Below are 24706 nucleotides of genomic sequence, written 5' to 3'. Positions count from 1 at the left end.
TAGATTTGCCACGGAAGCGTGGCAGAGCGGCCGAATGCACTCGCCTTGAAAGCGAGCGTCGTGAGAGCGACCGGGGGTTCAAATCCCTCCGCTTCCGCCACGAACCCCTCGCCTGTTTTGCAGGCGAGGGGTTTCTCGTTTCGTCGATGATGGTGCGTCGTGCGGCCGGCTCGCCCCGCCACTTGTCAGCCGGGCAGGTTCTCCGGAATCCAGTTCGGTCGGCGCTTCTCCATGAACGCCCGCATCCCTTCCCGCGGCTCGGGTGAGGTCTCGAGTGCGCCGAGCATCGTCTCGTAGTCGAAGAGTCCGTAGCGCTCGTTGAGCATGCGCTTGACCTGCGCTCGCGCCACGGGGGAGGTCTGCAGGACCTCGCGGGCCGCGGTGAGCGCGGCTTCCCGGAGGTCCTCGTGCGGCACGACCCGCGAGATGACGCCCAGGCGCTGGGCTTCGGCCGCGTCGAACCGTCGCGCCGACAGCATCAGGTCGCGCGCGACCGCGACGCCGACGTGCGCGGGCAGCGCCGCCGCGAACGTCGCGTCGGGGATGCCGCGGAGGAGTTCGGGCACACGGAAGGTTGCGCGGTCGCTCGCGACGGCGATGTCGGACATCATCGCGACCAGCAGGCCACCCGCCTGGCAGATGCCGTTGACGGCGGCGATGACGGGTGCGCGGCTGTCGCGGATGGTGAGGAACGGCAGGATGTCGTGTCCGATGCCGTCGGGCAGGTTATCGCCCGGTTCGGCGCGGCCGCCCAGGTCCCCGCCGGGTGCGAAGACATCGTCGACGCCGGTGATGATCAGGGCTGCCAGGTCCGGATCGGAGTTGACGAGCCGGACCGCTCGTTTGAGCCCGTAGTACATCGCCGGGGTGAAGGCGTTGCGTGCTGCCGGCCGATCGATGATGCACCAGCCGATCGGGCCTTCGCGTTCGAAGCGCAGGCCGCCGGCTCCCAGATCGTCTCCCATGACGAGAGGATATCGGATTCTCCCCGAGAGAGAATGATATATTCACCAAGGCGTGCGGGGTGTCCGTCTGACACCGCGCCCCTGCGGGTAAGTCCGGTGTCGGAACACACACAGTCCGAATCGCACACAGTTGGAGAACACTCGGAGATGCTTGACCCAGTTCGCCACGGAGGTATTGGGTGGGCGCAACGCTAGGCCGCCGGCGACCAGGGAGACCGATGCGCACAAGAGTTACGTACAGGGCGGCGATAGTCGGCTTCGTCCTCTCGATCCTGTGGCCGCTGCTCTGTGCGGCGCCTGCAACGGCCGACCCCCCGCCTGCAGCCGCACGGCTGGACCACGTCGAGCACCTCACCGACCGGCGGTCCGCCCTGTTCGTGTACTCCCCGTCGATGGACCGGATCGTGCAGGTTCAGGTGTTGCATCCGTCGTGGCAGGGGCCGCGGCCGACGCTGTACCTGCTCGACGGCGTCAGCGCCGGCGCCGAATCCGACTACCGGGAGAGCACCTGGACCCAGCGGACGGACATCGTCGACTTCTTCGCGGACAAGAACGTCAACGTCGTGCTTCCCGTCGGCGGCACCGCCAGCTACTACACGGACTGGCGCAATCCGGACCCGGTGCTCGGTACCAACCGGTGGGAGACATTTCTGACGCGGGAACTGCCGCCGATCGTCGACGCCGCGTTCGACGGCAACGGCATCGACGCGATCGGCGGGTTGTCGATGGGTGCCACGGGTGCGATGGCCCTGATCACCCGCCATCCCGACCTGTACGAGGGGGTTGCGGCGCTCAGCGGCTGCCTGGACACCTCGCGCGATTCGACGCGGGACTCGGTGCGCGGCACCGTCGCGTACAAGGGCGGCAACCCCGACAACATGTGGGGCGCACCCGGCGACCCGGCGTGGAAGGAACACGATCCGTACGAGAACGCGGAGGCGCTGCGCGGCAAGGACATCTTCATCAGCACCGGCAACGGACTTCTCGGACCCTACGACCTGGGCGCGGACGGCGAGGTGCTGACGGTCGGTGCTCCGCTCGAAGCCGGAGCGTTCGCCTGCACGATCACCTTCGACCGTCGGCTGCGGGAGCTGCGCATTCCCGCGACGGTCGAGTACCGGCCGTGGGGCACCCACACGTGGCGGTACTGGCAGGACGATCTGCGGTCGGCGTGGCCGACGCTGGCCCGCGCGCTCGGACTCAGCGGACGCTGATGCGATCGGCCGGCGGGGGTGCGATCGGTCCGTGCGTGGACAGGTACCGGTTCAGCGCCTCGAGGTCGGGACCGGCGCCCGTCGTGCGTCGCGCCTCGGTGAACGCCGTGAAGCCGTCACCGCCCTCGGCCAGGAAGTCGTTGACGATGACGACGTACGTCGCGGCGGGATCCAGCGGCTGTCCCGCGACCGTCACGTCCAGGATCCGCTGCCCCGGTGCCGCCGCCCGGTCCATGGTGTAGTGAAGCGTGTGCGACGGTGCGAGGATCCGTTCGAACGGCCCGCCGAACAGGTCGGTCTGGAACTGTTGTTCGAGGATCGTGACGAGCTGCGCGCCCGTGATTTCGAGCCGTTGCAGGCGGTTTCCGAACGGCTGCACCGCGTAGCTCTCGCCGTACGTGACGACGCCGTCGTCGGCGTGGGTCAGGTCCGCGCGGATGCCGTCCGGGTTGGTCAGCGCGATCTGCGCGCCCGTCGATTCCGCGCCGGCGAGCTGCGCGTCGGCGATGACGTCGCCGAGGGCGGATTCGCCGCCGACCGATTTCTCCCGCGTGAGATCGGCGGTGATGGTCCCGACCGGCTGTCCGGCGACCGCAGCGGACTCGCCGACGGCCCGGTCGACGAAGTCCTTCGTCCGAGGATCCGGGGCGATGTCGTGCGTGACGACCTGGTTGAACGAGACGGTGCGGTCGCGGATCACGTCGCGAGTCTCGCGGTCGATGGTGAGATCGGCGACCGAAAGGATCCGTCCGTGCGAGGCGCCCTGCACCACGGTGCGCGGCTTGCCGAGCGGATCGGTGAAACTGCAGTTGAAGTGGGTGTCGCCGTCCGCGGTGACGATGATGTCGACCTTCGGTGAGACCCGGGTGGCGACGGTTGCGGCCGGACCCCACTCCGGATCGCACGCGTCGTGACCGGTGGGCACCGGCAGGTCACCCTTGTAGAGCAGCACGATCGACCGGACGCCCAGCGAATCGAGGGTGTCGGCGGTGCGGTCGACGGCCTCGATCTCGTCCCCGAACTGCATGCCCTCGATGGATTCGGCGCTGATCACGTCCGGGGTGTTGCGGGGAAGCACCCCGATGACGCCGACCGGCACTCCGTCGACGTAGTCGACGCTGAACGGCAGGGCGGCGGGCGTGCCGTCGGCCGTGAACAGATTCGCGCCGACCACGGGGAACTGCGCGCCCCCGAACCGGGGGGCGTATCGACACCCCTCGGGATGGCAGCCGCCGTCGCGCAGACGCCGCAACTCCGCCACGCCGTGGTCGAACTCGTGGTTGCCCAGCCCCAGGGCGTTCAGGTCCAGCGCGTTGAGCAGTTCGACGGTCGGCTCGTCGTGGAACATCGCCGATTCGAGTGGCGACGACCCCCACGCGTCGCCCACCGAATACAGCACCGAGTTCGCGGCCTGGCCGCGCAGTTGCCGGACGTACGCGGCGAGATAGGCGGCGCCACCTGCGGGAACGGACTCGCCGTCGGACCGGACGACCTCGCTGCGGGCACCGTGCGGTGGCAGCAGGCTGCCGTGGAGGTCGCCGAAGGCGATGAGTCGCAGCGGCACGATCTCGGGAGTCCGGGCGGCCGCCGGTCCGAGGCCGGTCGCCGCCCACAGGATCGCGGACGCGCAAGCCAGGGATACGCCGCGCCGACGCGATACGCGACCACCCATCCAGCTTCCTCCGCGTTCCGCCGCCGTGCCCTGTGAGTGTGTCAACGTCGGGTCACGCCCCCGCCACCCGCAGGTAACGGTTGAGTCTCGTTCGCGGTGGATCCGGACCTATTCGAGACCTGCGTACGCGCGGCCCGGCCCGGCCGCGAACGCGAGGAACGCGTCGTTCTCGTGCGGATCGCCGACCGTCACGCGGGCACCGTCGGTGCCGTAGTGCCGGATCACGACACCTGCCTCGGCGCTGGCCTCGGAGAACGCCGGAGAGCACTCACCGAGGGGCAGCCACAGGAAGTTCGCGGCGCTGGGCGGCACCGGGTAGCCGGCTGCGGTCAGCGCGTCGAACATCCGGCTGCGCTCGGCGACGACCTGCTCGGTGCGGTCGAGGAGTTCCCCCGCCGCCGCGAGCGACGCGATCGCCGCGCTCTGAGCGAGCGAACTCACCGCGAACGGCGTGTGCACCTTCCCGAGCGAGGTGACGATCTCGGGATCGGCGACGGCATACCCGATGCGCAGCCCCGCCAGGCCGTACGCCTTCGAGAACGTCCGCAGGACGACGACGTTGCGCCGCCCCTCCGCGAGGGTGAGGCCGTCGGGCAGATCCTCGCCGGGCGCGGGACGCACGTATTCGAAGTACGCTTCGTCCAGCGCCACCACGACGTGCGGCGGCACGGCGTCGAGGAACTTCTCGAGTTCGTCGCGGCCCAGCAGCGAACCGGTCGGATTGTTCGGGTTGCACACGAAGATCAAGCGGGTGCGGTCGGTGATCGCGGCGAGCATCGCGGGCAGGTCGTGCCCGTGCTCGGCGGTGTTGGGCACCGGCACCGCCGTCGCGCCCGCCACCGCCGCGACCACGGGGTATGCCTCGAACGACCGCCACGAGTAGACGACCTCGTCGCCGGCGTTGCAGGTGACCTGAACGAGTTCCTGGCACAGGCTCACCGAACCGCATCCGACCGCGATGCGTTCGGGCTCGACGTGGAGTCGTTCGGACAGGGCGCCGATGAGCGCCGCGGAAGTGTTGTCCGGATACCGGTTGAGAGTCGTCGTCGCCTCGGCGATGGCCTCCCGCACGCTCGGCAGCGGACCGTGGGTCGTCTCGTTGCTGGCCAGCTTGATCGCCCCCGGAAAGCTCCGCCCGGGAACGTAGGCGGGGATGGAGGCGAGGTCGGGACGAGTGCGTGGAGTCACCCTGCGATTATGCGCCCGGTGATCGCGTGCGCACACGCGGTGGTCGTGCGATCGTGTACAGCATGCAGGTGATCAGCACCGTATCGGCTCCTTTGCCGGGGGACGCGGGGCAGGTACCGCTGACGGTCGTCCGCCCGGACGGAACGGCCCGCGGCGCGATCGTGCTCCTGCACGAATCGCGCGTGTTCGCGCCGGCATTGCTGCAGTTCATGGACGCGCTGGCCGGGGAACGCTGGCTCGTCGTCGCACCGCATCTGTTCCATCGCGAGCCGGCGAGTTCCGACGTCGAGGTGTTCGGGGACGCCCTGTTCGCCGACGTCGATGCGACGTTCGAGTGGATTGCAGGGCGGGGAGTGTCCGCGGACACGATCGGGGTCGTCGGATTCGACGACGCCGGCGTCGCCGCGCTCGTCGTGGCCACGCAACGCCGGGTCGGTGCGGTGGTGAGTGTCGCCTCGCGCGGTATCGCGAAGCCGGTGCATCCGGACGCGCCGGCTCTGGTGTCGATCGTCGGTTCGCTACAGGCGCCGTGGCTCGGGTTGTACGGGGAGGACGACCCGACCACACCGTCCGCCGACGTCGAGCGGCTGCGGGAGGTCGCGGCCCGTGCGGACGCGCCGACCCTCGTGGTCGGCTATCCGGGACTGGCGCATCGCCCGGACGAGCCTCCGGTCGAGCACGCGACGGTCGATCCGGAGTCGGATCCGCGGGAGGCTGCGATCGTCGACGCGCGGCGCAGAATCTTCGACTGGTTCGACGTACACATGCGCTGACCAGCTGTTTTGCATTTACCGGCGGAGCATGTGTAATGTTTCGGTCCGGCGGTTCGAGAGAATCGAAACCCCCCGAGGAGGCGTGCCAGAGCGGCCGAATGGGACTCACTGCTAATGAGTTGTCCCCCTTACAGGGGACCGGAGGTTCAAATCCTCTCGCCTCCGCCACGTTGGTGTATGGTTCACCGGCGGAACAATTGAATACAGACATGCGCCCGTAGCTCAACGGATAGAGCATCTGACTACGGATCAGAAGGTTAGGGGTTCGAATCCCTTCGGGCGCACACACGAAAGCCCCCCACCAGCAGAAATGCAGGCGGGGGGCTTTCTCGTGTCCGGATATCGGGTCACGACGACACGGAATCGACACGGATTGACCGATCAGCCGGCCCTGAACTGCTCCAGCACGTCCGTGAGGTCTGGGGCCGCAGCCGCCTTCTCGATGTAGTGCTTTCGGGTCACCGCAGTCCCACTGTGCCCGAGTTGGCTCGCCGCATCCTCGGTCGACGACTCCCGGTCGATCAGGGTTGCCACCGTGCGACGGAAGCTGTGGGGGGTGACCCACGCGAACCGTTCCCCCCGAGCGTCCCGCCACTGCCGCCGGACGTTGTGAGGGTCACGGAGAGTGCCGGCCGATGACGGGAACACGAGATCGTCTGCCGTGGGTTTTGCGTTCACCGACAGTCTCAGGAGCGTTGTACGGGTGAATTTGGGGAGTTTGACCGTTCTATACCCCGAGTCCGTTTTCGTCCGTCCCTGGCGCACCAGGCCGCCCCCGTCGCCCATCTTCCCGGGCAGGCGCACCACCGTCCCCGAGATCGTCGCTGTAGCCGGTTCCGCCGTGAGATCGATGTCCGACCACCGCAGTGCCAGTACCTCCCCGATGCGCGCACCGGTGCCGAGCAATACGTCCACGAGATCAAGCAGACCCCGAGCGCGTGGACGGCCGCCGCGGTTCTGCGGTTCCGGGACACCGGGTACGGAACCGGGAACCGAACCGGATTCCCAGAGCTTCACGTGGCGCCGCAGCACCTCGAGCTCGTCGATCGTGAGCGCCCGGACGGTCTTCTTGCTGCCACGGATACGTGCGACGTCCCGCACGGGGTTCGTGTCCACCGCGTCGTGCCGGGCCGCCAGTCCGAGCATCTGACCGAGGATGGTCCGAATCCGCCGGGCCTTGGCGGGATGCTTCTCACTCACGGTCTTGAGAAACCGGTCGATTCTCGATGTCGTGGCTTCCCGGAGCAGTAGCCCACCGATGCCGGTCTTCGGTGCGCAGATCGTGTTGTCGACGTCGGTGCGGTATTGGGCGATTGTCTGGGGGGACAGTTCACCGACGTGCTCGAGTTCGTCCAGCCAGACCTTGCCGAGCGTGGCGATGTCGGTAGCGGGGGACAGGTCCGATGCTGTGGCGCGTCCGCGCTCATGGAGGGCCGCTCGAAGACGGCGTTCCGCCTCCGCTCCGCTGCCACCGAAGGCCTGGACGGTGCGGGTCTGCCCGTCCGTGTCGCGGTATCGAGCCGACGCACGGTAGCGCCCGCCGACCTGCTGTGAGGTCGAGATCTTCCCCCACTGCCCGATCTCGATACGTGGCCTACTCATCGCCACCGCCCACGTCGTATCCGGCCGCCCGGATGTTGTCCTTCAGAAGTGCGTCGTGCTTTCTGAGTGCATCGAGGCGCGAGTCTTCGAACTCGACACGCGCGAGGTCGCCGTCGGATAGCGCGGCCGAGCGTCGGGCTGAGGCCTCGAGAGCTTGCGCGGTGTTGTGGTCGAGCGCTCGCATCAGCGAGAGGTTGTATTCCCGCTGGTCGCGCATGGCGATACCGCCGAGTGCAGCCTCTCCGGTGAATCGCTTCAGGGAGTCCCAGGCGGTCGTGAAATGACCAGGCAGGAACTCGCACTCTTCGACCATCAAGCCGGGGAAGAGAAGTTCGACGGGCGGTACATCCAAAGCCTCCGCGATGACGATCAATTCGGAGACTTCGAGCGTCTTCTTTCGCCCGTATTCGAGGTTCACCAGCGCCGAGCGGCTGTACGGGTAGCCGAGCTGCGATACCCGTTCGGCGAGCCTTTCCGCAGATAGCTTCGGGGACTTCGATTCCCGTATTGCCTTCACGTGCTTTCCGATGGCCGAGACCATCCGCTGATTCCAGGTTGATTGTGTCATGCCAGCACTATACGTCCCACTTGCGTATCGGGCGAATACAGTTCATAGTAGGATCACATCAGCACGGAATCGTTAGAAATAGTGCTGATGCAGCACTATCGAAGGGAAGAGGCAATGACCGTATCCACACGCGGCGGACTTCACGCCCAGGGTCTCGGCAGTCGCAAGGAGGTTGCCGAATACCTCGGCAAGGCTCCGCAGACGCTCGCGATTTGGGCCATGAACGGCACCGGCCCGAAGTACTTCAAGGTCAACGGGACCTGCCGTTACCGCTGGTCGGACGTCGATGCATGGCTCGAGGCTCAAGCCACGGGCGGATCGGCCACCAATGAGTGATGCCCCGGCGGATTGCCGCCGCCGAGGCATCAAGACGAAATCCCACCATCCTCACGAGGAGAGATTCATGCTCGAGAGTACCAAAGCTCTGATCATCGCGTTCGTTGCAGCGATCGTCACCCCCGGCATTGCAGCCCCCGGCGCACATCGCCCCGAGCTGCTCGGTAGCCGCGGCATCCCGGTCGCGCACCTCGTGCGACCTGCCACGTTGTCGGCGCTGACAAGCTGCCCGAGCAGCGAATTTGTCGGCGCCAGCACCAACCTCGACCAGCCGATCCCGTACGTCCCCGTGGACCGCGGCGAGATCGTCGACCCGGACGCGCCGATCGGGTACGAGATCGTCGAGACCGCCGCCGCCCAGGTGCTCGTCCCGGCGGTGGCCCGATGACCGTGCTGCACATCGTTCCCAAGAATCGCCCGGAAGGCGAGCCCGCCACCGCCCGGTGCGGCATCCGCGACGTGTTCGACGACTCCGAGGGGATGCGTTCGGCGCACCCCCTCAGGGAGGGCGACAGCACCACCGTGTGCCCCGCCTGTCGTGCAATCGAGACCGGCAAGCCTGTCGACGGACCCCTCGAGCGCGTGCAGCTCGTCGACACGAACGTGGGCAACCTGCACATCGGGTGGCGTCTGAGGTTCCACTCGGATCACACGGTCGAGCGGATCGTGACCTTCGGAGACCTGGAGATCGGCGGATCGGCTCAGATCGCCGTCGACGTGGCTGCCGGGTTCCTCAAGGCGCAGCAGGCCGCGGACGAGTCCGCCGACGAGGAGTCGCACGAACGCGAATGGGCGGTGGTCTGAGATGCCCGAGTACGTGCGCCCGTCCCAGATGGGCACCCCGCCCCCGCAGCCGCAGCACGGCACCGAGGAATTCCGCCGGCATCGCCGTATCGCAATGCGGGCTCGTCGACTGCCGCTGCACCCCGCCGGGCATCCGATCGACCGCGACCGTGACGCCCAGCTCGCCACCCTCGAGCACCTCGCCGAACGCGGGTTCTCGGGACAGGGCATGGACGTCGACGTCGTGCGCGAGTTCTGGCGCGAGCACCCCGAACACCGAGACCTGGCCGTGCACTGCGCACCGCCGCGGGCCTGACAGGAGGAATTGACAGATGACAACCGCCCCCGAGGGCGACCTGCCCGCCGGTCGCACAGTCCAACTCAGGCCAATGTCGGCACTGAAAGATGATGTGCCGGTATGGGGTTGGGAGTATGCCGAGAAGGGGCGAATCCCGCTCGGTGCACTGTCACTGTTCGCGGGTCGCCCCGGGGCCGGCAAGTCGACCGCCGGCCGATGGTTCGCCGCTGCCGTGTCCACGGGCACCCTGTCGGGGCACTGGGAGGGTCGTCCCGCCAACGTTGCCTACATCGCCGCCGAGGAATCCGGCAAGTACGTCGTCAAGCCAGGACTTCGCGCGGCCGGTGCCGATCTGAACCGCGTGTTCTTCCCGATCGTCGAGTTCCAGGGCGAAGAGGTCCGGTTCCTGTCTTCGCGCGACATGGAGGCACTGACGGATCTGCTCATAACCCAGGAGGTGAAGCTCGTCGTCGTCGATCCACTGATGTCCACGATCGGATCCAAGACCGACGTCAACCGCAATAACGAGGTCCGGGCACTCGTCGAACCGTGGGCCAAGCTCGCCGAGCGTATCGACGGGGTGGTTCTGGGTATCGCGCACCTGAACAAGTCCGGTAGCGGCGATGTCGTGGCCGGCATCAACGGGTCATCGGCATTCGGTGAGGTCGCCCGCACGGTGTTCGGGTTCGCGAAAGACCCCGAGAGCCAGGACGGCGACCGGATCATGTCGCAGGAGAAGAACAGCATTGGGGAGGAAGACCTCGCCCTGATCTATCGGCTCGAATCACACAAGGTCACCACGGACAGCGGCAACACCGCCGAGGTGGCCCGGTTCGTCATCGTCGGCGATTCCGATCGCACCGTGGGCGATGTACTGCGGACAGGTCCTGCACAGTCGGACGGCAGCTCGGGTCACCGTGAGATCGACGAGTGGCTTCTCGAGCTGCTCGCTGACGGGCCGGTTGCAGCCAAGGAGGTCTACTCCTCGGCGAACGAGGCCGGCTACTCGACGGACAAGGCGAAGCGCGCGAAGGCCCGCATCAACAAGGAGGTCGAAAGGATCGACCTATTCAGGCCGGAGATTCCAGGACCGTGGTTCTGGCGACTGCTCGACTCCGACCAAGGGAGCAACGAGGCCCCCGACACCTAGAAACTCTGCTCCCTTGCTCCCTTGCGCTCCCTTGCAGGTCAGAGGCTCGGCCAAGGGAGCGCGAAATCCCAAGGGAGCAAGGGAGCAAGGGAGCAAGGTCTACGCGAGAACGTGCACCCTTGCACCCTTGCGCGCACCGGTTGCGCCGGATCAACCGGTTGCACCAGGCGTACAGAGACACCACCGCACATGGAGGAACCATGACCGAAAAGATCCCCAACCCCCTGCCCGAACACGCCATGCTCGTCGACGACGACGGCCAGCCGCTCGGCATGATGAACATCGGCAGGATGCAGTCCGACAGCATCGAGATGGCCTACGAAATGGCAATGCACTGCGGAGACGAGGACGCACTTGACGCGCTCTCGGCGAAGTGGCTCGACCGTGTCGGAGTCGACGCGTTCGGCTACGTCGCGGCCGGTGCGCTGCGGATGATGACGCACAACATCTTGGATCCGGTGCTGATGACCGTGGACCGGCTCGCGCCACAGCTCAAGTTCCGCGACAAGCTCGCCGACGCATTCGAGTACACGCAGGAGATGCAGCGATGACCGTCCCGTGGGAGATCACCGCCGTCTCGTCGTTGCCGGAGCCCCGGAGTATCGACATATGGGAGCGCGACCGCCGCGAGCGATACGAGTCCCCGGCGCTACTTCTCCAGAAGAACCGAGACACCGGCGCGACCCGCGTCGTCTTCGGTGTCGTCGACCCCCAGCGTGGAGAGATCAAGCCGTTGGACCCGGACAGGGAAGACCCCGGACGTATCGGCGACGTCGATTACGTCCACCCCAAGAACGACTAGGAGACACACCATGGCCGACACCCAGAACATCGCAGACCTGCCCGAGTGGGCGCAGACCATCATCCGAGACCTGCGCAGCGAAGCGGCCGGCAACCGCAAGGCAGCGCAGGAGGCCACCACCGAGCGGGACGAGCTGCGCACCAAGCTGCACGAGCGCGCCGCGGCCGAGGCACTCGAGGGGGTGCGCTCGCTCATGGCGGACCCCGAGGACCTGGCCAGGTTCGTCGATGCCGCCGAGCTGCTCGGCGACGACGGTGCACCGGACGCCGCGAAGTACGCCGAGGCGGCAAAGAAGCTCGTCGAGTCCAAGCCGCACCTAGGCCCCCGGGTCAAGGACTTCGGTTCACCGGTCGGAGGTGCCGGCCGCTCCGGCAACGGCGTCGGCGGTGCGCGGCCGCGCGAGCAGACCTACGACACTGCCGCGCAGATCCAGGCCGGACAGCAGGATTTCATCAACGCTGTCAGAGGCTCGTGATAGGCAGTAGGTAACCGCGTCAACGTCACCCGCCGGCCTTACTCCTGGGCTACCGAGCGGGAGCGAAGGCAGGAGGGCCGAGTAGTAGCGGCCCGAGATGGCGTCGCACACCCTGTCCTGCGTGGAGAGGCAACACCCCGGCACTACGCACAGTGTCGGGGTGTTGTCGTATCATTTGTCACGTGACGTAAGGGCCCGGCGCCCAGCAGTTGCACCCCGAGGTCCGGCACCTCACCACACGACCCGCTCGAGCCTGATGCTCGCAGGTCGAATCACTTGGCGTACAACGCCGTTCACCCATGCTGGGCCACTGTCCGCCCGGCGGATATCGGAGCATCCTCATGGCACTCGCCACCACGGGCAACGGCCCGATCCTTTCCCCCGAGCAAGTCCAGAACATCCTCACCGTGCCGGTTCAGGCCGCGTCGATCTTCCTGTCCCTGCCCGGCCTGCGCATCATCGATTCCAGCGGTCCCGTCCGTGTCCCGCTGCTCACCGGCAGCGACGAACCCTCGTGGCACGGCGAGAACGAGCTGATCAGCGAGGTCGAAGCAACGTTCGACGAAGTGCTGCTGCTGAATCCGGCCATCAAGTCCATCAAGTCCCTGAACCGCTACTCCAACGAGCTCGGCCGCCAGTCGGTCACCGACGCGATCGGCGCCATTCAGGAGCGCATGGTCCTCGACGTCGCCGGCAAGGTCGATACCACGTTCTTCACCGGTAACGGCGCGATCGTCGGCGGCGAGCGCACCCAGCCCCTCGGCGTGCTCAACTACGCCGGGGTGCAGGACATGGCCGCGGTCGGTGTGCCCACCCTCGACGATCTGCACGACGCCGAAGGGATGATCCTGGCCGCGAACCAGGACCCGAGCAAGGTGGTGTGGGTCATGGCACCGCGCACGTTCACGGCATTCCGCAAGCTCAAGGATGGTGCCGGCCGCTACCAGATGCAGCCCGATCCCACCGAGGCCGGCCGCTACCAGCTTCTCGGGCACCCGGTGTACGTCACGCCCAAGATTCCGGTCAACCTGGGCGCCGGCACCGACGAATCCGCAATCGTCCTCATGAACCCCGAGAAGATCGCGGTAGCCCGCGATCTGTCGCCGACGCTGACCGTGCTGCGGGAGACGTTCGGCGACTACGACCAGGGCGCACTCCGCGTCGTCTGCCGCTACGACGCCGCGGTACTCGACCCCGATGGTGTGGTGATCCTGCGCGGCGTGAAGGCACCGACGCCGTGACCGAGCCCACCGAGGCCGGAGTCGTGGACACCATGTCTGCGGCTCCGGCCGGCCCGCCCGCGTGGCAGCGCCCCCCATTCGAGCCGGGCAACACCCTGTCGCTCACCCACGGCGCACACTCCCCGCGCGTCGTCGAACCGATCGCGCGGCGCTGGGTCGAGACCGCCCGGGCATCGGCCCCATACCTGAACGACCCCAGCTACGAACCCGCCCTGTTGTCGTGGGCCCGGTTCGAGGCCAAGTGCGACCTGCTGCACGCGTGGATCGAGGAGCACGGCATGTTCGACGACGGCGGCAACGTCGTTCCCGCCGCGAAGATCCTTGATCGCTACGAGGGTCGCGCCGCCTCCCTGCGCGCCGCCCTCGGTATGGACCCGGTGTCCCGTGCCAAGCTCCAAAAGGATGCTGCTGCAACGAAACTCGACCTTGCCGCCCTCATGGCTCAGGAGACCGACCGTGACCGCAACGATTGACCGTGCCCTGATCCGGGCCGCCCGTGACGATATCGACGTCTTCGCCCGCGAGATCGCCCGCGCGCCGCTGTGGCCCCACCAGATCGAGCTGGCCCGCTCCCCGGCGAAGATCCGCGCGGTGTGCTCGGGCCGCCAAGCCGGCAAGTCCCGGACCCTGGCCGTGCTCGCGCTGCACCAGGCGTTCTCGGTGCCCGGATCCAAGACGCTCGTTCTCTCGGCCGGTGAGGAGGCCGCCAAGCTCGTGCTGGCCTCGATTGCCGAGCTGCTCTCGTCCCCGTTGCTCGCCGGGGCGGCCGTCGAAGAGAACAAGTCCCGCATCCTGCTCTCGACCGGCTCGGAGATCGTCTCCGCCCCCGCATCGACCCGGCAGGTCCGTGGCCGCTCCATCGACCTGCTGATCCTCGACGAGGCCAACTTCATGGACGAGGCACTGTGGACCGCGGCGAAGTTCACTGTCATCGCCCGGCCCGGCTCACGCATCGTCATGGCGTCGTCCCCGTGGACCCGGGACCACTTCTTCCACCGTCAGTGGCAGATCGGCAGGATCGACCCCAATGCGCGCGCCGAGTCCTTCCACTGGCCCAGCACCGCGTCCCCGCTCGTCGACGCCGAGCTGCTCGAGGACTTCCGCAAGACCATGACCTCACGGGAGTACGCGCGCGAGGTACTCGCCGAGTGGATCGACGACCAGGGTGCCTACTTCGCCGCCGCAGAGCTCGACGACAACACCGCCGACTACGCCCTCACCCCACCGGAGAAGGCGTACGGGCAGATCGCGGTCGCCGGGGTGGACTGGGGATTCAACGATTCCAACGCGCTCGTGCTGCTCGGTGTGCTCGACGACGGGGAGCTGAACCGCGGCCGGCACCAGAACGAGCTGGTGTATTTCCTGCCGTGGCTCGAGCATCACAGCAAGATGCAGTATTCCCAGTTCATCGACCGCATTGCGACCGTGGCCCGCGGCTACGATCTCGCGCAGATCATCTCCGAGACCAACGGCGTGGGCGCGATGCCCACCCAGGTCCTACGGAACACGATCGACCGGCAGGAATGGACGTCGACCCGCTCCCGTACCCCGGTCTTTCCGGTCACCACCGACAATCGACGCAAGACCAGCGGTTACGGTGCGCTCAAGGTGCTGTTGCAGCAGGGCCGCATCGTGCTCCCCCGCCATCCCGAGCTACTCAAGCAGCTCCACGCCCTCACGTACGAGCTGACCCCGACCGGTGCAGTCCGTATCGAGGTGCCCGAGCACGCGGGACACGACGATCTCGCAGACGCCCTCATGCAGGTCATGGCCGCCACCGAGTCCGGTATGCAGTCCTGGCGGCCGGACAACCCACGGCCCCGTCAGTGCGAGGTGCTGACCACCACGGCCGGCACCCACGTACCCGCCGAACCGCGGTGCTGGGATCTGCCGCACGCGCTCATCCGCTCGCGCGGTCGGGACAAGGGAGAGAGCTGGTGGTGACGGTTCCCGGTTCCGGACCCACTGTGCGGGAACTGGGAACCGCCGAAACTTTCGGGGATCGGCAAGAGTTTTTCCGGGATCGGTGCAAATCTCTCGCCACGTTCGGGGATTGGTGAATGTGGAGGAGATGGGGGATCAGATGAGCCGCCACCGTCCCGTCCGCCTGGCCTCGCGAGCCTGCCGAATCCCCGCGCACGCGTGAGACGTTCTGACCCTCGACACGTTTACGACACGAATTGACTGATACGACGCGGAATGACATGGAATAGCCGATCGATGGATATCCGCTGTTCATGCTGGTAATCGGGTGAATCTGGAACGACACGGAATAGCCCGAAATGACCCTTCTTGCTAACAGAAGGTTAGGGGTTCGAATCCCTTCGGGCGCACAGCGAAAGCCCCGCATCGATCGCGATGCGGGGCTTTCTGGTTCCATGGGTCGCCCAGGGCAGTTTCGCCACGATCTCCTCGGCTCACCCATCCGTCGCAGAGGCGGGCAACTTCACGCAGCTGCTCCTTGTGGGTCCGTGTGCGCGGCCGCGCGCGTGGCCGACCGGCGCGAGATCAATATTTCCGGTTTTCGGAAATCCTATTTCGGTCGCGCCGCGGCCGGAGTTCTTCGGCTTTCGCTGCCCCGGCGTGTGAGCGAGTCTTCTTCGGGCAATCCGATCCCGACAGTGATCGGAAGGATCTGTTGACGTGGGGCACGAAATCTCGGTAGATTCCGCCTGAGCTTGTTAAGTTAATGGTGATTCTCATCGCTTGTCGTGAACGACGAGCACCCCAGAACCGGGAGCATCGATGGATCTTTCGTGGTCAGAGGCCGATTCGGCCTTCCGGGACGAGGTACGTGCATTTCTCGAAGCGAAGCTGACGCCGGAAATACGTCGCGCCGGTAAGTCGGCGACGAGCGTGTATCCGGATCACGAGGCCAGCATGGAATGGCAGCACATCCTGCACGAGCGGGGGTGGGCGGCACCGGCCTGGCCCGTCGAGTACGGCGGCTGCGATTGGAGCCTCACCCAGCACTACATCTTCAGCCGGGAGTCGATCCTCGCCGGAGCGCCGTCGCTCTCGCCGATGGGCATCCGGATGGTCTCGCACGCGATCATCGCGTTCGGCACCCAGGAGCAGAAGGACTTCTTCCTCCCCGGCATCCTCACCGGCGAGGTCTTCTTCTGCCAGGGCTACTCGGAGCCCGAGGCCGGCTCCGACCTCGCGTCCCTGTCGATGGCCGCTGTCGACGACGGCGAAGACCTGGTCGTCACCGGAAGCAAGATCTGGACGACGCACGCCACCGAGGCGAACTGGATGTTCGCGCTGGTGCGCACGTCGCGGAGCGGGCGGAAGCAGCAGGGCATCACGTTCGTGCTGATCGACATGAACTCACCCGGCATCGAGATCCGCCCGCTGGTGATGACCTCGGGCGAGCAGGTGCAGAACCAGGTGTTCTTCGACAGTGTCCGGGTGCCCAAGGCCAACGTCCTCGGCAAGATCGACGAGGGCTGGACGGTCGCGAAGTACCTGCTGATCTTCGAACGCGGCGGCGCCGCCGCGGCCCCGGCACTCCAGGTGATGGCCGAGCGGCTCGCCGCGGTCGCGGCCGAGCAGCCCGGCCCGGGCGGCGGCATGCTGATCGACGACCCGCTGTTCGCGGCCAAGCTGGCCGACGCGCGCATCCGCACCGAGGTCCTCGAGATCCTCGAATACCGGACGATGTCGACCATGTCGTCGGGCGGCGACCCGGGACCGTCGGCGTCGATGCTCAAGGTGCTCTCCACCGAGCTGAGCCAGACGCTCACCGAGCTGACGCTCGAGGCTGCGGGTCCGCGTGGTCGCGTCTACCAGCCGCACCGGGCGAAACCCGGCGGTCCGATCGCGGACTTCGTTCCGCCCGCCGACGACTACCTCAGCGGCGAGGAATGGCAGGCGGTCGCGCCGTTGCGTTACTTCAACGACCGTGCCGGCTCGATCTACGCGGGCAGCAACGAAATTCAGCGGAACATTCTGGCGAAAGCAGCATTGGGGCTCTGATGGACTTCAGTCTGACCAAGGAACAGGAACTGCTCCGCGACTCGATCGCCAAGTTCCTCGCATCGCGCTACGACCTCGCCGAGAGCCGCAAGGCGGCGACGATCGGTGCCGGCCACCAGCCGCACATCTGGCGGGGCTTCGCCGAGGAACTCGGCATCCTCGGTGCCACCGTGCCGGAGCAGTTCGGCGGGCTCGACGGCGGTCCCGTCGAGCTGATGATCGTCGCCGAACAGCTCGGCTACGCCCTCGTCGTCGAACCGTACGTCGACACGGTTGTCCTCGGCGCCGGGCTGCTCGCCCGGACCGGTGGTGCACGCGCCGAGGCGGTGCTCGAGGACATAGTCGCGGGCGAAGCCGTCGTCGCGTTCGCCGCGACCGAACCGACGTCCGGAAACGTGCTGAACGACGTGTCCACCACCGCCCGCCGCGACGGCGACTCGTGGGTGCTCGACGGCGAGAAGATCGTGGTCGGCAGCGCGCCCTGGGCGCAGAAGCTACTCGTGACCGCCCGGACCTCGGGGGAGCGCCGCGACACCGACGGCGTCTCGCTGTTCCTCGTCGATTTCGACGCCGAGAATCCGCCCGAGGGTGTCGAGGTCCACAGCTACCGGACCATCGACGACCGGCGTGCCGCCGACTTGGTGTTCACCGGCCTGCGGCTGCCCGCCGACGCGCTGCTCGGCGCCGAGGGTGAGGCGTGGGAATCGGTCGAGCGGGCTGTCGACGAGGCGACCGCCGCGGTGAGTGCCGAAGCCGTGGGTCTCATGCGGAAGGTGCTGGCCGACACCGTCGAGTACGCGAAGCAGCGGCAACAGTTCGGTCAGCCCATCGGCTCGTTCCAGGTGCTTCAGCACCGCATGGTCGACATGTACATCGAGCTCGAGCAGTCGGTTTCCGCGGTCTACCTGGCGATTCTCAACCTGGAGTCGGAGCGGCCGGTGCGTGCGCGCGCGGTCTCGGCAGCCAAGGTCACCGTGAGCCGGGCGGCGCGGTTCATCGGACAGAACGCGGTCCAGCTGCACGGCGGTATGGGCATGACCGAGGAGCTGGCGGTCGGGCACTACTTCAAGCGTCTGACGGCTGTCGAGAACGAGTTCGGTTCCGCGGATCAGCACCGCGCGCGTTATGCGGAGTTGACCAGGGCGTGAAGATCACTGTTCTGTATCGCAGCTAGCAGTCCATACATCCTGTATGTAAAACTGGCTCGGTGAGCTTCCTGTGGGTTTTCGCCGCGCTGCTGGCGCTTCTTGCCCTGCTGGCCGTCCTGGCCCTGCTGAGCCCCCGAGTCTTCGGGTCGAAGTCGCGCGCCCCGGCGACGGTCCGCGTCGACGTCACGGCACCCGCCGTGCCCGAGACCGCGGATCCCGAGGCGCCGGCCCGACCGGCCGGTTGGTACAGCGACCCCGGACACCCCGCGTTCGTGCGCTGGTTCGACGGCACCGCTTGGACCGACCGGTTCGAACCCGCCGGCCGGCACAGCAATGCCGACCGCGGGATGCCGCAATCTCACTGATCACCTCGACACCGGCGCCGCCGTCCGTCAGGACGGCGGCGTCAGTGCGTTCTGTACCCGGTCGGCCGCGACGAGCGGATCCTCGTGCTCCCAGACCCGCACGACCGTCCAGCCCGCTGCCGCGAGACGCGCATCGGTGTCACGATCCCTGGAGACGTTCCCGGCGAGCTTCGCGGCCCACCACTCGGCGTTGTTCTTCGGATCGGTCGCGTGCACGGGGCAGCGATGCCAGAAACAACCGTCCACGTACACCGCGACACGACGCCGCGGAAACACCAGGTCCGCGCGGCGCCGCAAGCCCGGCAGGGGAGCACGGTCCACGAAGAAGCGCGCTCCGCGCCGATGTAGTTCACGTCGCAACGCCACCTCGGGCGCGGTGTCGCGACGCCGCTGCCGGCTCATCCGCGCACTCGTCACCGGATCGGTGGCGGGGCGTTCGGGCTCGGACACCGCTGCTGCCCGTCAGGCCGCTGCCTCGGGGAACCCACCCATCCGATCGAGGTGGCTCTCCACGTCGTCGAGAAAACCCGGAACGAAACGCAGGTTGCCCGACCGCGCCCGACGCAGAAATCCGGCGGTCGCGCGTGCCGACAGCAACCGGGCGTCCTCCAGGAACCCACCTAGATCCTCGTACGGTTCCTGCACCGGCCAGTGCGATTCGTGCACGCGGAACGCGCGTCGGTTCGCACCCCACGCGGCACTCGGCCACGGATCACCGGGACGCAACGGCGACTGATGATCGGGCGAATAGTCGATCCGGTTCGTCAGCCGATGCCCCACCCACGACGCCATCCGCACACTCACCGCATTGCCGACGAGCCGCCACCGATGCCCGGTCCGCACCCCCGGTGCGTCGGTGGCCGGTGCCGTCCAGTCCGGATCGAAGCCCTGCAGGCGTTCCGCGTCGACGAGGCCGGGCGTGACGATCTCCCCCGACGGCAACCGCACCGCGGGGGGACTGGCGATACCGACGGTCGAGCCTCCCTTGAGCGTCGGGACCGCGTTGACCGCCCAGCCCAGACCGCGCACCCCCTCGGTCCAATAGAAGCCGCACGGGTACGCCGCCGGATCACCCTCGTCGGGGGCGCCAGCATCCTCGCCGAACAGCACCGTGCGCGGATCGTCGGTGCGCGAGGCCACCATCAGGACCCGCTGGCGCCGCTGCGGCAACCCGAAGGCCCGGGCATCGACCACCCGATACGCCCACGCGTACCCGAGGTCCTCGAGCGCGTCGGTGATGTGCCGCATCGCCGATCCCCGCGCGAGCTGCAGCATGAACGGCACGTTCTCGATGACCAGCCACCGCGGGCCCTGCTTGCGTTTGACCAGCCGGAACACCTCGTCGACCAGGCTGGATCGGGGACCGGTGATACCCGCGGTCCGGCCGGCCTGAGACAGGTCCTGGCACGGGAAGCCCGCCGCGACGAGCTCGGTGCGCTGGGGAAGCGACCGCAGTTTCGTGACGTCGGAATGCAGCGGCACATCCGCGAACCGGGTCCGCAACACGGCCTGGGCGCCGGCGTCGATCTCGCAGAGCAGCTCGGTGTTCCAGCCATGACCGCGCAGTCCCAGCTCGAGTCCGCCGATCCCGGCGAACAACCCCACCATGTTCCCCGTCGACGTCACGGCATCCTTCCTTGCTCAGCTCACGGAGAACGTTACTCGAGTTTCGGTGCGGTCCCTACGTCGACGGGGGACGCGCCGGTCAGAACGCCCCCGAGCGGTCCGCACGGGCGCGTCCGGCGCGGTCCACCAAGTGGAGAATCCGCTGTTCGACGTCCCGTGTCCCGGCCGGAACCGCCTCGATGTGATCCGCCCGACGCACGAGATAGCGACCGTCCCCCGTGAAGTCCGTCCACCCGAAACCCTCCGTTTCGGTGTCGCTGCGCGCGTCGACCGCGCCGCCCGGCGTCACCGCGATCTCTCCCGTGGAATCGCGGGGCCGGTCGAAGAATTCGGCGGCCACCTCGCCGCCGGAGCGGTACCGGCTGTCGCGCAGCAACCGACCGGCGTCCGGTTCCCGGTCGGGGAGGTGCAGGGCCGGACGCCGGCCCCGCGCAGCGGCCGGCAGCAGCTCCACCACCCGGCGTGCGGCGTCACCCGAGGACACAAGGGCGACATCGAGGACGAAACCGTCCGGTCGGGTGCTCTCGGCGACGACGACGGCACGGCCACCGCGCACCGCCGCGTGGATACGCACCGCGGATTCGTACGCCGTGTTCAGCCGGTCCAGGCCCAGTGCTCCGATGCGCACCGACGGATCCGCGAGCGTCGCGAACGCCGCATACAGGTTCTCGTCGAGGACCTGCCGCATTCGTGCGGCCGCGCTCGCCCGGGACACAACGGCCTCGTCGATGGTGCGGTCGGTGCTGCGGAACTGGAACGGAAACGGTGGGCGGTCGCGGCCGAACAGGTGCCAGACCGCCGCGAACTCGGGTTGCGTCAATCGCCACGTCGGGTTCATGCGCCGAGCACCGGCGGAGTCGTGGCAGGCATGTCGCCGATCAGTTCGTTGCCGTGGTCCTCGGTGACGAGGTAACCGGGCACGGAGCGCTTCTCGTCGTCGCCGGAACCGGCGCCGGGCGGCATCATGCCCATCGGCATCGGAGTCATCCGACCGACCCCGCGCGCCGCACCGGGTGCGGCACCCGCGGGGGTAGCGGTTGCCGTTCCGGAAACGAATCCGGGCGGGACCGAGCCCGGCGAGCCCGGTCCCGGCGACCCTGTGCCCGGTGATCCCGCGCTCGGCGAACCCGTACCGGACCCGTTGCCGACGGTGTTGCCTGATCCGGGTGATGTGCTGCTGCCGGGCCACGCCGCCGCAGATCCGGGCAGAGCGCTTCCGGGATCGGCGGACGCTGCCGTGGTCCGCGCGCTACCCGACGCTGCATCGTCCGAAGGCTGCGACTCCGGCACCCCGAATTCGCTCTGCGATCCGGTTCCTCGAGATCCGGAAACCCCTGCCGCGGAACCATCGGGATCACCGGTCGTGCCTGCGGTGCCTCCGCCATAGGCCGTGGGCGATGCCGACGAACCGTCCGACCCGCTGCTGCCGCTTCCCCGACCGGACCCCGACGAGCCGGTTGCGCCGCCTGACCCGGGATATCCCCCCGAACCGGCGTTGCCGTCGGCCGTGGGGTCGAACGCGGCCGGTAGGACCGGGACGCGCGAATCCGAGGTCGTGACCGTCGGCGCGTAATCCTCCTGCATGATGCGCACGGCAGTCGCGCGGGCCTCTTCCTCTTCGTGGAAGAGATTGTTCACTCGGCCCGCGATGTTCGCGGCGGACAGCGATGCCGTGGCGATCGAGAAACTGCGAAGCTCGTCCGACCACGTCGACTGCGGTGGTTCCGGGAGCCGCTGCTTGACCTGCTCGATGCCCACGCTCGCGTAGCCGAGGCTGTTCGTCACCAGTGCAAGCGCACTGGTGAGCTGCGTCAGACTCGTCGAATAGTCCGCGACACCGCGCCCGGCGACGCTCGCGGTGGTACCCGTCCAGTGCTCCGCGAACACCGCCGAGATCGCATCGCGGAACACCTCGAGGTGGTCGTCGAGTTGGACCTGCGCGCGCCCCCAACCGTCGACGCTTTCCTGCATCCGCGCCGGCTGCATCGCCTCGACGAACTCCACGATCTCGGCGTGGGACATGCCGTCGAAAAACTCCATCATCGACACCGACGGCGGCTCGAAATCACCGACGAAGTCGGAAGCGGCGATGCCGTAGGAGGACTCGAGCTCTGCGCGTCCGGCGTTGCCCCGATCACGCGCCGCGCGGTCGTGCGCCCACCCGACCGTGTCGACTCCGATCATCGCGTCGAGGAACTGGAATGCGGTGCGGCTGGCGCCGCTGGCCGAATCGATGGTCCCGGCCACATCGGGCATGACCAGCGCGCCGCGACCTACGGCCTGCATCGAAAGGCCGGCCAGGACCTCGGTGAACGAAGGGAAGCCCATCGGTCACCTCTCACTCGCAACCGCGGCGAGACGGTCACGGGTCTCGGCGTCGGTTTCGACGTACGCCCTGCCGGCGGTTTCGAAGAGTGTCTTCATACGAGTGACGGTGTCTATGTGCTGCTGGAGGACTTCGGCGAACCCGCCGGGGCCGATGGCTTTGTCATCGAACTTCTGGCCGAGGGCTTGTGCGGAGGGGAGGTGACCGAAGGCTTCCTTGCACAACAGGGTGTTCGCTCGGTGTCTCAAGTCGATCAGCACATCGAGGAAGTTCGCGCATGCCTGGGTGCAGGTTGCGGCGGCGTCGGGTTCGAGAAAGAGGCACCCGCTCTCGGCTTCCTGGGCAAGTTGGGTGAACAGCGTCTGTTGGTTCCTCATGGGCGGCCCTTGTCAGTCTGGGATATAGGGGTCGAGGGTGACGGCTGTGCGCAGCACGACGGTGCAGGGATCTTCACGTATCTGCTCGTTGGCTTTCGTATCTGCCCGGATGAGGACCGTTCCTCGGGAACTGGAATAGACGAGGTCGCACAGGCCGAGCTGCGACGCTGCTGTGCTGCGAAAGGTGTGTGCGTCGCGGGTGCCGACGTCGACGGCGCGAAAATCGGCGGTTCGTGGGCGTGCGCGGAACTCTTCGACGGTGACGTCGGTGGTGAACACGGTGATGTAGAACCAGTCGGCCTCCCAGTCACAGACTTCCCAGCCTTCGGATTGGACGCCGACGAAGTCGGACTCGGCGCTGGCAGGATCGACGCCGATCGCGTGGAGCGCGTCGTCGGGGAGGGTGCAGGGGTCGTACAGGGTGGCGGGAACGATTTTGGTAGCGCGACCTGGGATCGTCGTGTCGATCGAGCAACCTGCGGCCATCGCACCGAGGGCGGCAAGTAGGACAGCGTTGAGTGCTGCGCGCATCCGTCGTCCTTCCTTGCTGGTGCTGCCTATCGGGTTGGACGCGGCGAAGCGACTGTCGGTTCCCTCTACTTGTCGGGGTGTGCTGCGGCGATGCGGGCGCGCGTCTCAGCGTCGGTTTCGACGTAAGCCTTGCCGGCTGCGTCGAAGAGAGCCTTCATACGGGTGACGGTGTCGATGTGTTGTTGGAGGACGTCGGCGAATCCACCGGGACCGATGGCCTTGTTGTCGAATTTCTGGCCGAGGGTCTGGGCGGAGGAAAGGTGCCCGCATGCCTCCTTGCACAGGAGGTCGCGAGTGCTCCTCTTCAGCTCCTCGAGAACGACCAGAAACTGATCGCAGGCGGCGGAGCATGAAGTGGCCGCGTCCGGCTCCAGGAAGAGACGGCCGGCTTCCGCAGAGTGGGTCAGTCGCTCGAACTGGGTGGCAGGGGTGGTCAAAGATCCTCCTGAGGACTACGCGGGGATGTACGAATCGAGCGCACGAGCGGTACGGATGCTGACCGCGCACGGGTCTTCGAGCTGTTCCTTGGTGCCTCTCGTGCTGATGCGGATGATCACCGTGCCGACAGCACTCGGATAGGTGAGGTCGCACAGATCGGCCTCGCTTTCGTAGATGCTGCGGAAGGTAACGGCGTCGCGTCTTCCTACCTCGACGGGTTGGAAGTCCGTGTTCTTGGGGCGCGCACGCAACTCTTCGACGGTGGTGTCCGTGGTGAAGATCGACAGGAAGTACCAATCGGACCTCCAACTGCAAAGTTCCCAGCCCTCAGATTGGACTCCGAAGAAGTCGGCCGCAGCGGTCGCCGGGTCGACGTTGACGCTTCGGAGCGCATCCTCGGGGAGGATGCAGGGATCGAAGAGCTCGGCAGGAACCTCCTTCGTCGCCCGGCCCGTCACCGCAACTGCGCAGCCGGCGAGCAGCATCGAGGTCGACAGCACGACCAACGCGATTGCGTGGCGCATCCCCGCCCCTTCCGTCTACTGCCCTCATCAGGTTCGACGCACGCACCCCGTTTCCGGTTCCGCCGACATGCCACTACGACGAAAAACAGCCGTTGACCTGGCGATTTGGTGTTCTGTTGGGGTGTCGCGTAACTTATTCCAGGTCAGAGCGACACGGACACCGACCCGGACCTGATGGACCGGGACAACGAGGTTGGACGAAGGCGCCTGCGAATTTCACTGGTTCGGAACCTTCTGGTAGGGTTTCGCACCGCCCCTGGTTCAGGAAGCGGCACGGATTTGCGTCTGTGTGCGGATGGGATTAGGCTGGAACAGTTGCCCCGGAA

The 24706-nt window shown here is 67.2% G+C and carries 29 protein-coding genes and 3 tRNA genes; 19 read left to right on the top strand and 13 right to left on the bottom strand.

Annotated elements, in window-relative coordinates; all coding sequences use genetic code 11:
* Window positions 1-12 precede the first annotated feature (12 nt).
* Window positions 13-100: transfer RNA gene (locus tag RZ1_RS27110), tRNA-Ser, on the top strand.
* Between the two features lie 85 nt (window positions 101-185).
* Here RZ1_RS27110 and RZ1_RS27105 read toward each other — a convergent pair.
* Window positions 186-965 (bottom strand): enoyl-CoA hydratase/isomerase family protein, encoded by a 780-nt coding sequence (locus RZ1_RS27105; protein WP_072815766.1) that lies wholly within the window; start codon window positions 963-965, stop codon window positions 186-188.
* A gap of 218 nt (window positions 966-1183) precedes the next feature.
* Between RZ1_RS27105 and RZ1_RS27100 the strand changes: the two genes are divergently transcribed.
* Entirely contained in the window at window positions 1184-2179 is a 996-nt protein-coding gene (locus tag RZ1_RS27100) for an alpha/beta hydrolase (protein WP_072815765.1), read from the top strand.
* On the opposite strand, the gene RZ1_RS27095 is transcribed toward RZ1_RS27100, so the two are convergent.
* Both RZ1_RS27095 and hisC read right to left on the bottom strand, forming a co-directional pair.
* Complete coding sequence (locus tag RZ1_RS27095) at window positions 2166-3851, bottom strand: bifunctional metallophosphatase/5'-nucleotidase (RefSeq protein ID WP_072815763.1); 1686 nt, start codon at window positions 3849-3851, stop codon at window positions 2166-2168. The genes RZ1_RS27100 and RZ1_RS27095 overlap by 14 nt on opposite strands.
* A gap of 108 nt (window positions 3852-3959) precedes the next feature.
* Window positions 3960-5039 (bottom strand): histidinol-phosphate transaminase, encoded by a 1080-nt coding sequence (hisC, locus tag RZ1_RS27090; RefSeq protein ID WP_072815761.1) that lies wholly within the window; start codon window positions 5037-5039, stop codon window positions 3960-3962.
* 62 nt (window positions 5040-5101) lie between these two features.
* Here hisC and RZ1_RS27085 point away from each other — a divergent pair, with 62 nt between their 5' ends.
* The 3 genes from RZ1_RS27085 to RZ1_RS27075 all read left to right on the top strand — a co-directional run bounded on the left by RZ1_RS27085 (window position 5102) and on the right by RZ1_RS27075 (window position 6096).
* Window positions 5102-5812, top strand: coding sequence for a dienelactone hydrolase family protein (locus tag RZ1_RS27085; protein ID WP_072815793.1), 711 nt, complete (start codon window positions 5102-5104; stop codon window positions 5810-5812).
* Between the two features lie 76 nt (window positions 5813-5888).
* A tRNA-Ser gene (locus RZ1_RS27080) sits at window positions 5889-5980 on the top strand.
* Between the two features lie 43 nt (window positions 5981-6023).
* Window positions 6024-6096, top strand: a tRNA-Arg gene (locus RZ1_RS27075).
* A 97-nt stretch (window positions 6097-6193) separates the two neighbouring features.
* Here the strand turns inward: RZ1_RS27075 and RZ1_RS27070 are convergent.
* Together RZ1_RS27070 and RZ1_RS27065 are read right to left on the bottom strand one after the other, a co-directional pair.
* Entirely contained in the window at window positions 6194-7414 is a 1221-nt protein-coding gene (locus RZ1_RS27070) for a tyrosine-type recombinase/integrase (RefSeq protein WP_072815759.1), read from the bottom strand.
* Window positions 7407-7982, bottom strand: a complete 576-nt coding sequence (locus RZ1_RS27065) for a helix-turn-helix domain-containing protein (RefSeq protein WP_139282010.1) — start codon at window positions 7980-7982, stop codon at window positions 7407-7409. The genes RZ1_RS27070 and RZ1_RS27065 overlap by 8 nt, the downstream gene beginning before the upstream one ends.
* A gap of 114 nt (window positions 7983-8096) precedes the next feature.
* Here RZ1_RS27065 and RZ1_RS27060 point away from each other — a divergent pair, with 114 nt between their 5' ends.
* From RZ1_RS27060 to RZ1_RS31005, 14 genes are all read left to right on the top strand, one after another.
* Window positions 8097-8318, top strand: coding sequence for a helix-turn-helix transcriptional regulator (locus tag RZ1_RS27060; protein ID WP_072815755.1), 222 nt, complete (start codon window positions 8097-8099; stop codon window positions 8316-8318).
* A 67-nt stretch (window positions 8319-8385) separates the two neighbouring features.
* A complete protein-coding gene (locus RZ1_RS27055; RefSeq protein WP_072815753.1) occupies window positions 8386-8706 on the top strand; it encodes a hypothetical protein in 321 nt (106 codons plus the stop codon).
* Window positions 8703-9122: a hypothetical protein gene (locus RZ1_RS27050; RefSeq protein WP_072815751.1), complete on the top strand. Its 420-nt coding sequence runs from the start codon at window positions 8703-8705 to the stop codon at window positions 9120-9122. The genes RZ1_RS27055 and RZ1_RS27050 overlap by 4 nt, the downstream gene beginning before the upstream one ends.
* A 1-nt stretch (window position 9123) precedes the next feature.
* A complete protein-coding gene (locus RZ1_RS27045) occupies window positions 9124-9417 on the top strand; it encodes a hypothetical protein (protein ID WP_072815749.1) in 294 nt (97 codons plus the stop codon).
* 16 nt (window positions 9418-9433) lie between these two features.
* Window positions 9434-10549: an AAA family ATPase gene (locus RZ1_RS27040; RefSeq protein WP_238071740.1), complete on the top strand. Its 1116-nt coding sequence runs from the start codon at window positions 9434-9436 to the stop codon at window positions 10547-10549.
* A 200-nt stretch (window positions 10550-10749) separates the two neighbouring features.
* Window positions 10750-11100, top strand: coding sequence for a hypothetical protein (locus tag RZ1_RS27035; protein ID WP_072815748.1), 351 nt, complete (start codon window positions 10750-10752; stop codon window positions 11098-11100).
* Complete coding sequence (locus RZ1_RS27030; protein WP_072815746.1) at window positions 11097-11351, top strand: hypothetical protein; 255 nt, start codon at window positions 11097-11099, stop codon at window positions 11349-11351. The genes RZ1_RS27035 and RZ1_RS27030 overlap by 4 nt, the downstream gene beginning before the upstream one ends.
* Before the next feature lie 10 nt (window positions 11352-11361).
* Window positions 11362-11826, top strand: a complete 465-nt coding sequence (locus RZ1_RS27025) for a hypothetical protein (protein WP_072815745.1) — start codon at window positions 11362-11364, stop codon at window positions 11824-11826.
* Between the two features lie 341 nt (window positions 11827-12167).
* Window positions 12168-13067 carry a phage major capsid protein gene (locus RZ1_RS27020; protein WP_072815789.1) on the top strand — a complete coding sequence of 300 codons (900 nt, stop codon included), beginning with the start codon at window positions 12168-12170 and terminating at the stop codon, window positions 13065-13067.
* Entirely contained in the window at window positions 13064-13540 is a 477-nt protein-coding gene (locus RZ1_RS27015) for a P27 family phage terminase small subunit (RefSeq protein ID WP_238071739.1), read from the top strand. The genes RZ1_RS27020 and RZ1_RS27015 overlap by 4 nt, the downstream gene beginning before the upstream one ends.
* A complete protein-coding gene (locus RZ1_RS27010) occupies window positions 13524-15011 on the top strand; it encodes a terminase large subunit domain-containing protein (protein WP_072815743.1) in 1488 nt (495 codons plus the stop codon). The genes RZ1_RS27015 and RZ1_RS27010 overlap by 17 nt, the downstream gene beginning before the upstream one ends.
* Window positions 15012-15812: 801 nt before the next feature.
* Window positions 15813-17045, top strand: coding sequence for an acyl-CoA dehydrogenase family protein (locus RZ1_RS27005; RefSeq protein WP_072815742.1), 1233 nt, complete (start codon window positions 15813-15815; stop codon window positions 17043-17045).
* Window positions 17045-18193: an acyl-CoA dehydrogenase family protein gene (locus tag RZ1_RS27000; RefSeq protein WP_072815740.1), complete on the top strand. Its 1149-nt coding sequence runs from the start codon at window positions 17045-17047 to the stop codon at window positions 18191-18193. The genes RZ1_RS27005 and RZ1_RS27000 overlap by 1 nt, the downstream gene beginning before the upstream one ends.
* A gap of 59 nt (window positions 18194-18252) precedes the next feature.
* Entirely contained in the window at window positions 18253-18558 is a 306-nt protein-coding gene (locus RZ1_RS31005; RefSeq protein ID WP_072815738.1) for a DUF2510 domain-containing protein, read from the top strand.
* 27 nt (window positions 18559-18585) lie between these two features.
* On the opposite strand, the gene RZ1_RS26990 is transcribed toward RZ1_RS31005, so the two are convergent.
* From RZ1_RS26990 to RZ1_RS26955, 8 genes are all read right to left on the bottom strand, one after another.
* Window positions 18586-18960, bottom strand: coding sequence for a very short patch repair endonuclease (locus tag RZ1_RS26990; protein ID WP_072815785.1), 375 nt, complete (start codon window positions 18958-18960; stop codon window positions 18586-18588).
* Window positions 18961-19020: 60 nt separating this feature from the next.
* Complete coding sequence (locus RZ1_RS26985) at window positions 19021-20166, bottom strand: DNA cytosine methyltransferase (RefSeq protein WP_072815736.1); 1146 nt, start codon at window positions 20164-20166, stop codon at window positions 19021-19023.
* Window positions 20167-20263: 97 nt separating this feature from the next.
* Entirely contained in the window at window positions 20264-21022 is a 759-nt protein-coding gene (locus tag RZ1_RS26980; protein ID WP_072815734.1) for an ESX secretion-associated protein EspG, read from the bottom strand.
* Window positions 21019-22512, bottom strand: a complete 1494-nt coding sequence (locus RZ1_RS26975; protein WP_072815732.1) for a hypothetical protein — start codon at window positions 22510-22512, stop codon at window positions 21019-21021. The genes RZ1_RS26980 and RZ1_RS26975 overlap by 4 nt, the downstream gene beginning before the upstream one ends.
* A gap of 3 nt (window positions 22513-22515) precedes the next feature.
* Complete coding sequence (locus RZ1_RS26970) at window positions 22516-22887, bottom strand: hypothetical protein (RefSeq protein ID WP_072815730.1); 372 nt, start codon at window positions 22885-22887, stop codon at window positions 22516-22518.
* A gap of 12 nt (window positions 22888-22899) precedes the next feature.
* A complete protein-coding gene (locus tag RZ1_RS26965) occupies window positions 22900-23418 on the bottom strand; it encodes a DUF3558 family protein (protein ID WP_072815728.1) in 519 nt (172 codons plus the stop codon).
* Between the two features lie 65 nt (window positions 23419-23483).
* Window positions 23484-23855 carry a hypothetical protein gene (locus tag RZ1_RS26960; RefSeq protein WP_072815726.1) on the bottom strand — a complete coding sequence of 124 codons (372 nt, stop codon included), beginning with the start codon at window positions 23853-23855 and terminating at the stop codon, window positions 23484-23486.
* 15 nt (window positions 23856-23870) lie between these two features.
* On the bottom strand, window positions 23871-24380 hold the full coding sequence (locus RZ1_RS26955) for a DUF3558 domain-containing protein (protein ID WP_072815724.1): 510 nt from the start codon (window positions 24378-24380) through the stop codon (window positions 23871-23873).
* Between the last annotated feature and the right edge of the window lie 326 nt (window positions 24381-24706).

This window comes from Rhodococcus zopfii NBRC 100606 = JCM 9919 (genome assembly GCF_001895025.1).
GTDB classification, from domain to species: Bacteria; Actinomycetota; Actinomycetes; order Mycobacteriales; family Mycobacteriaceae; genus Rhodococcus; species Rhodococcus zopfii.
Note: the sequence above shows the minus strand (reverse complement) of the source record. Positions and strands in the feature narration are given on the sequence as shown.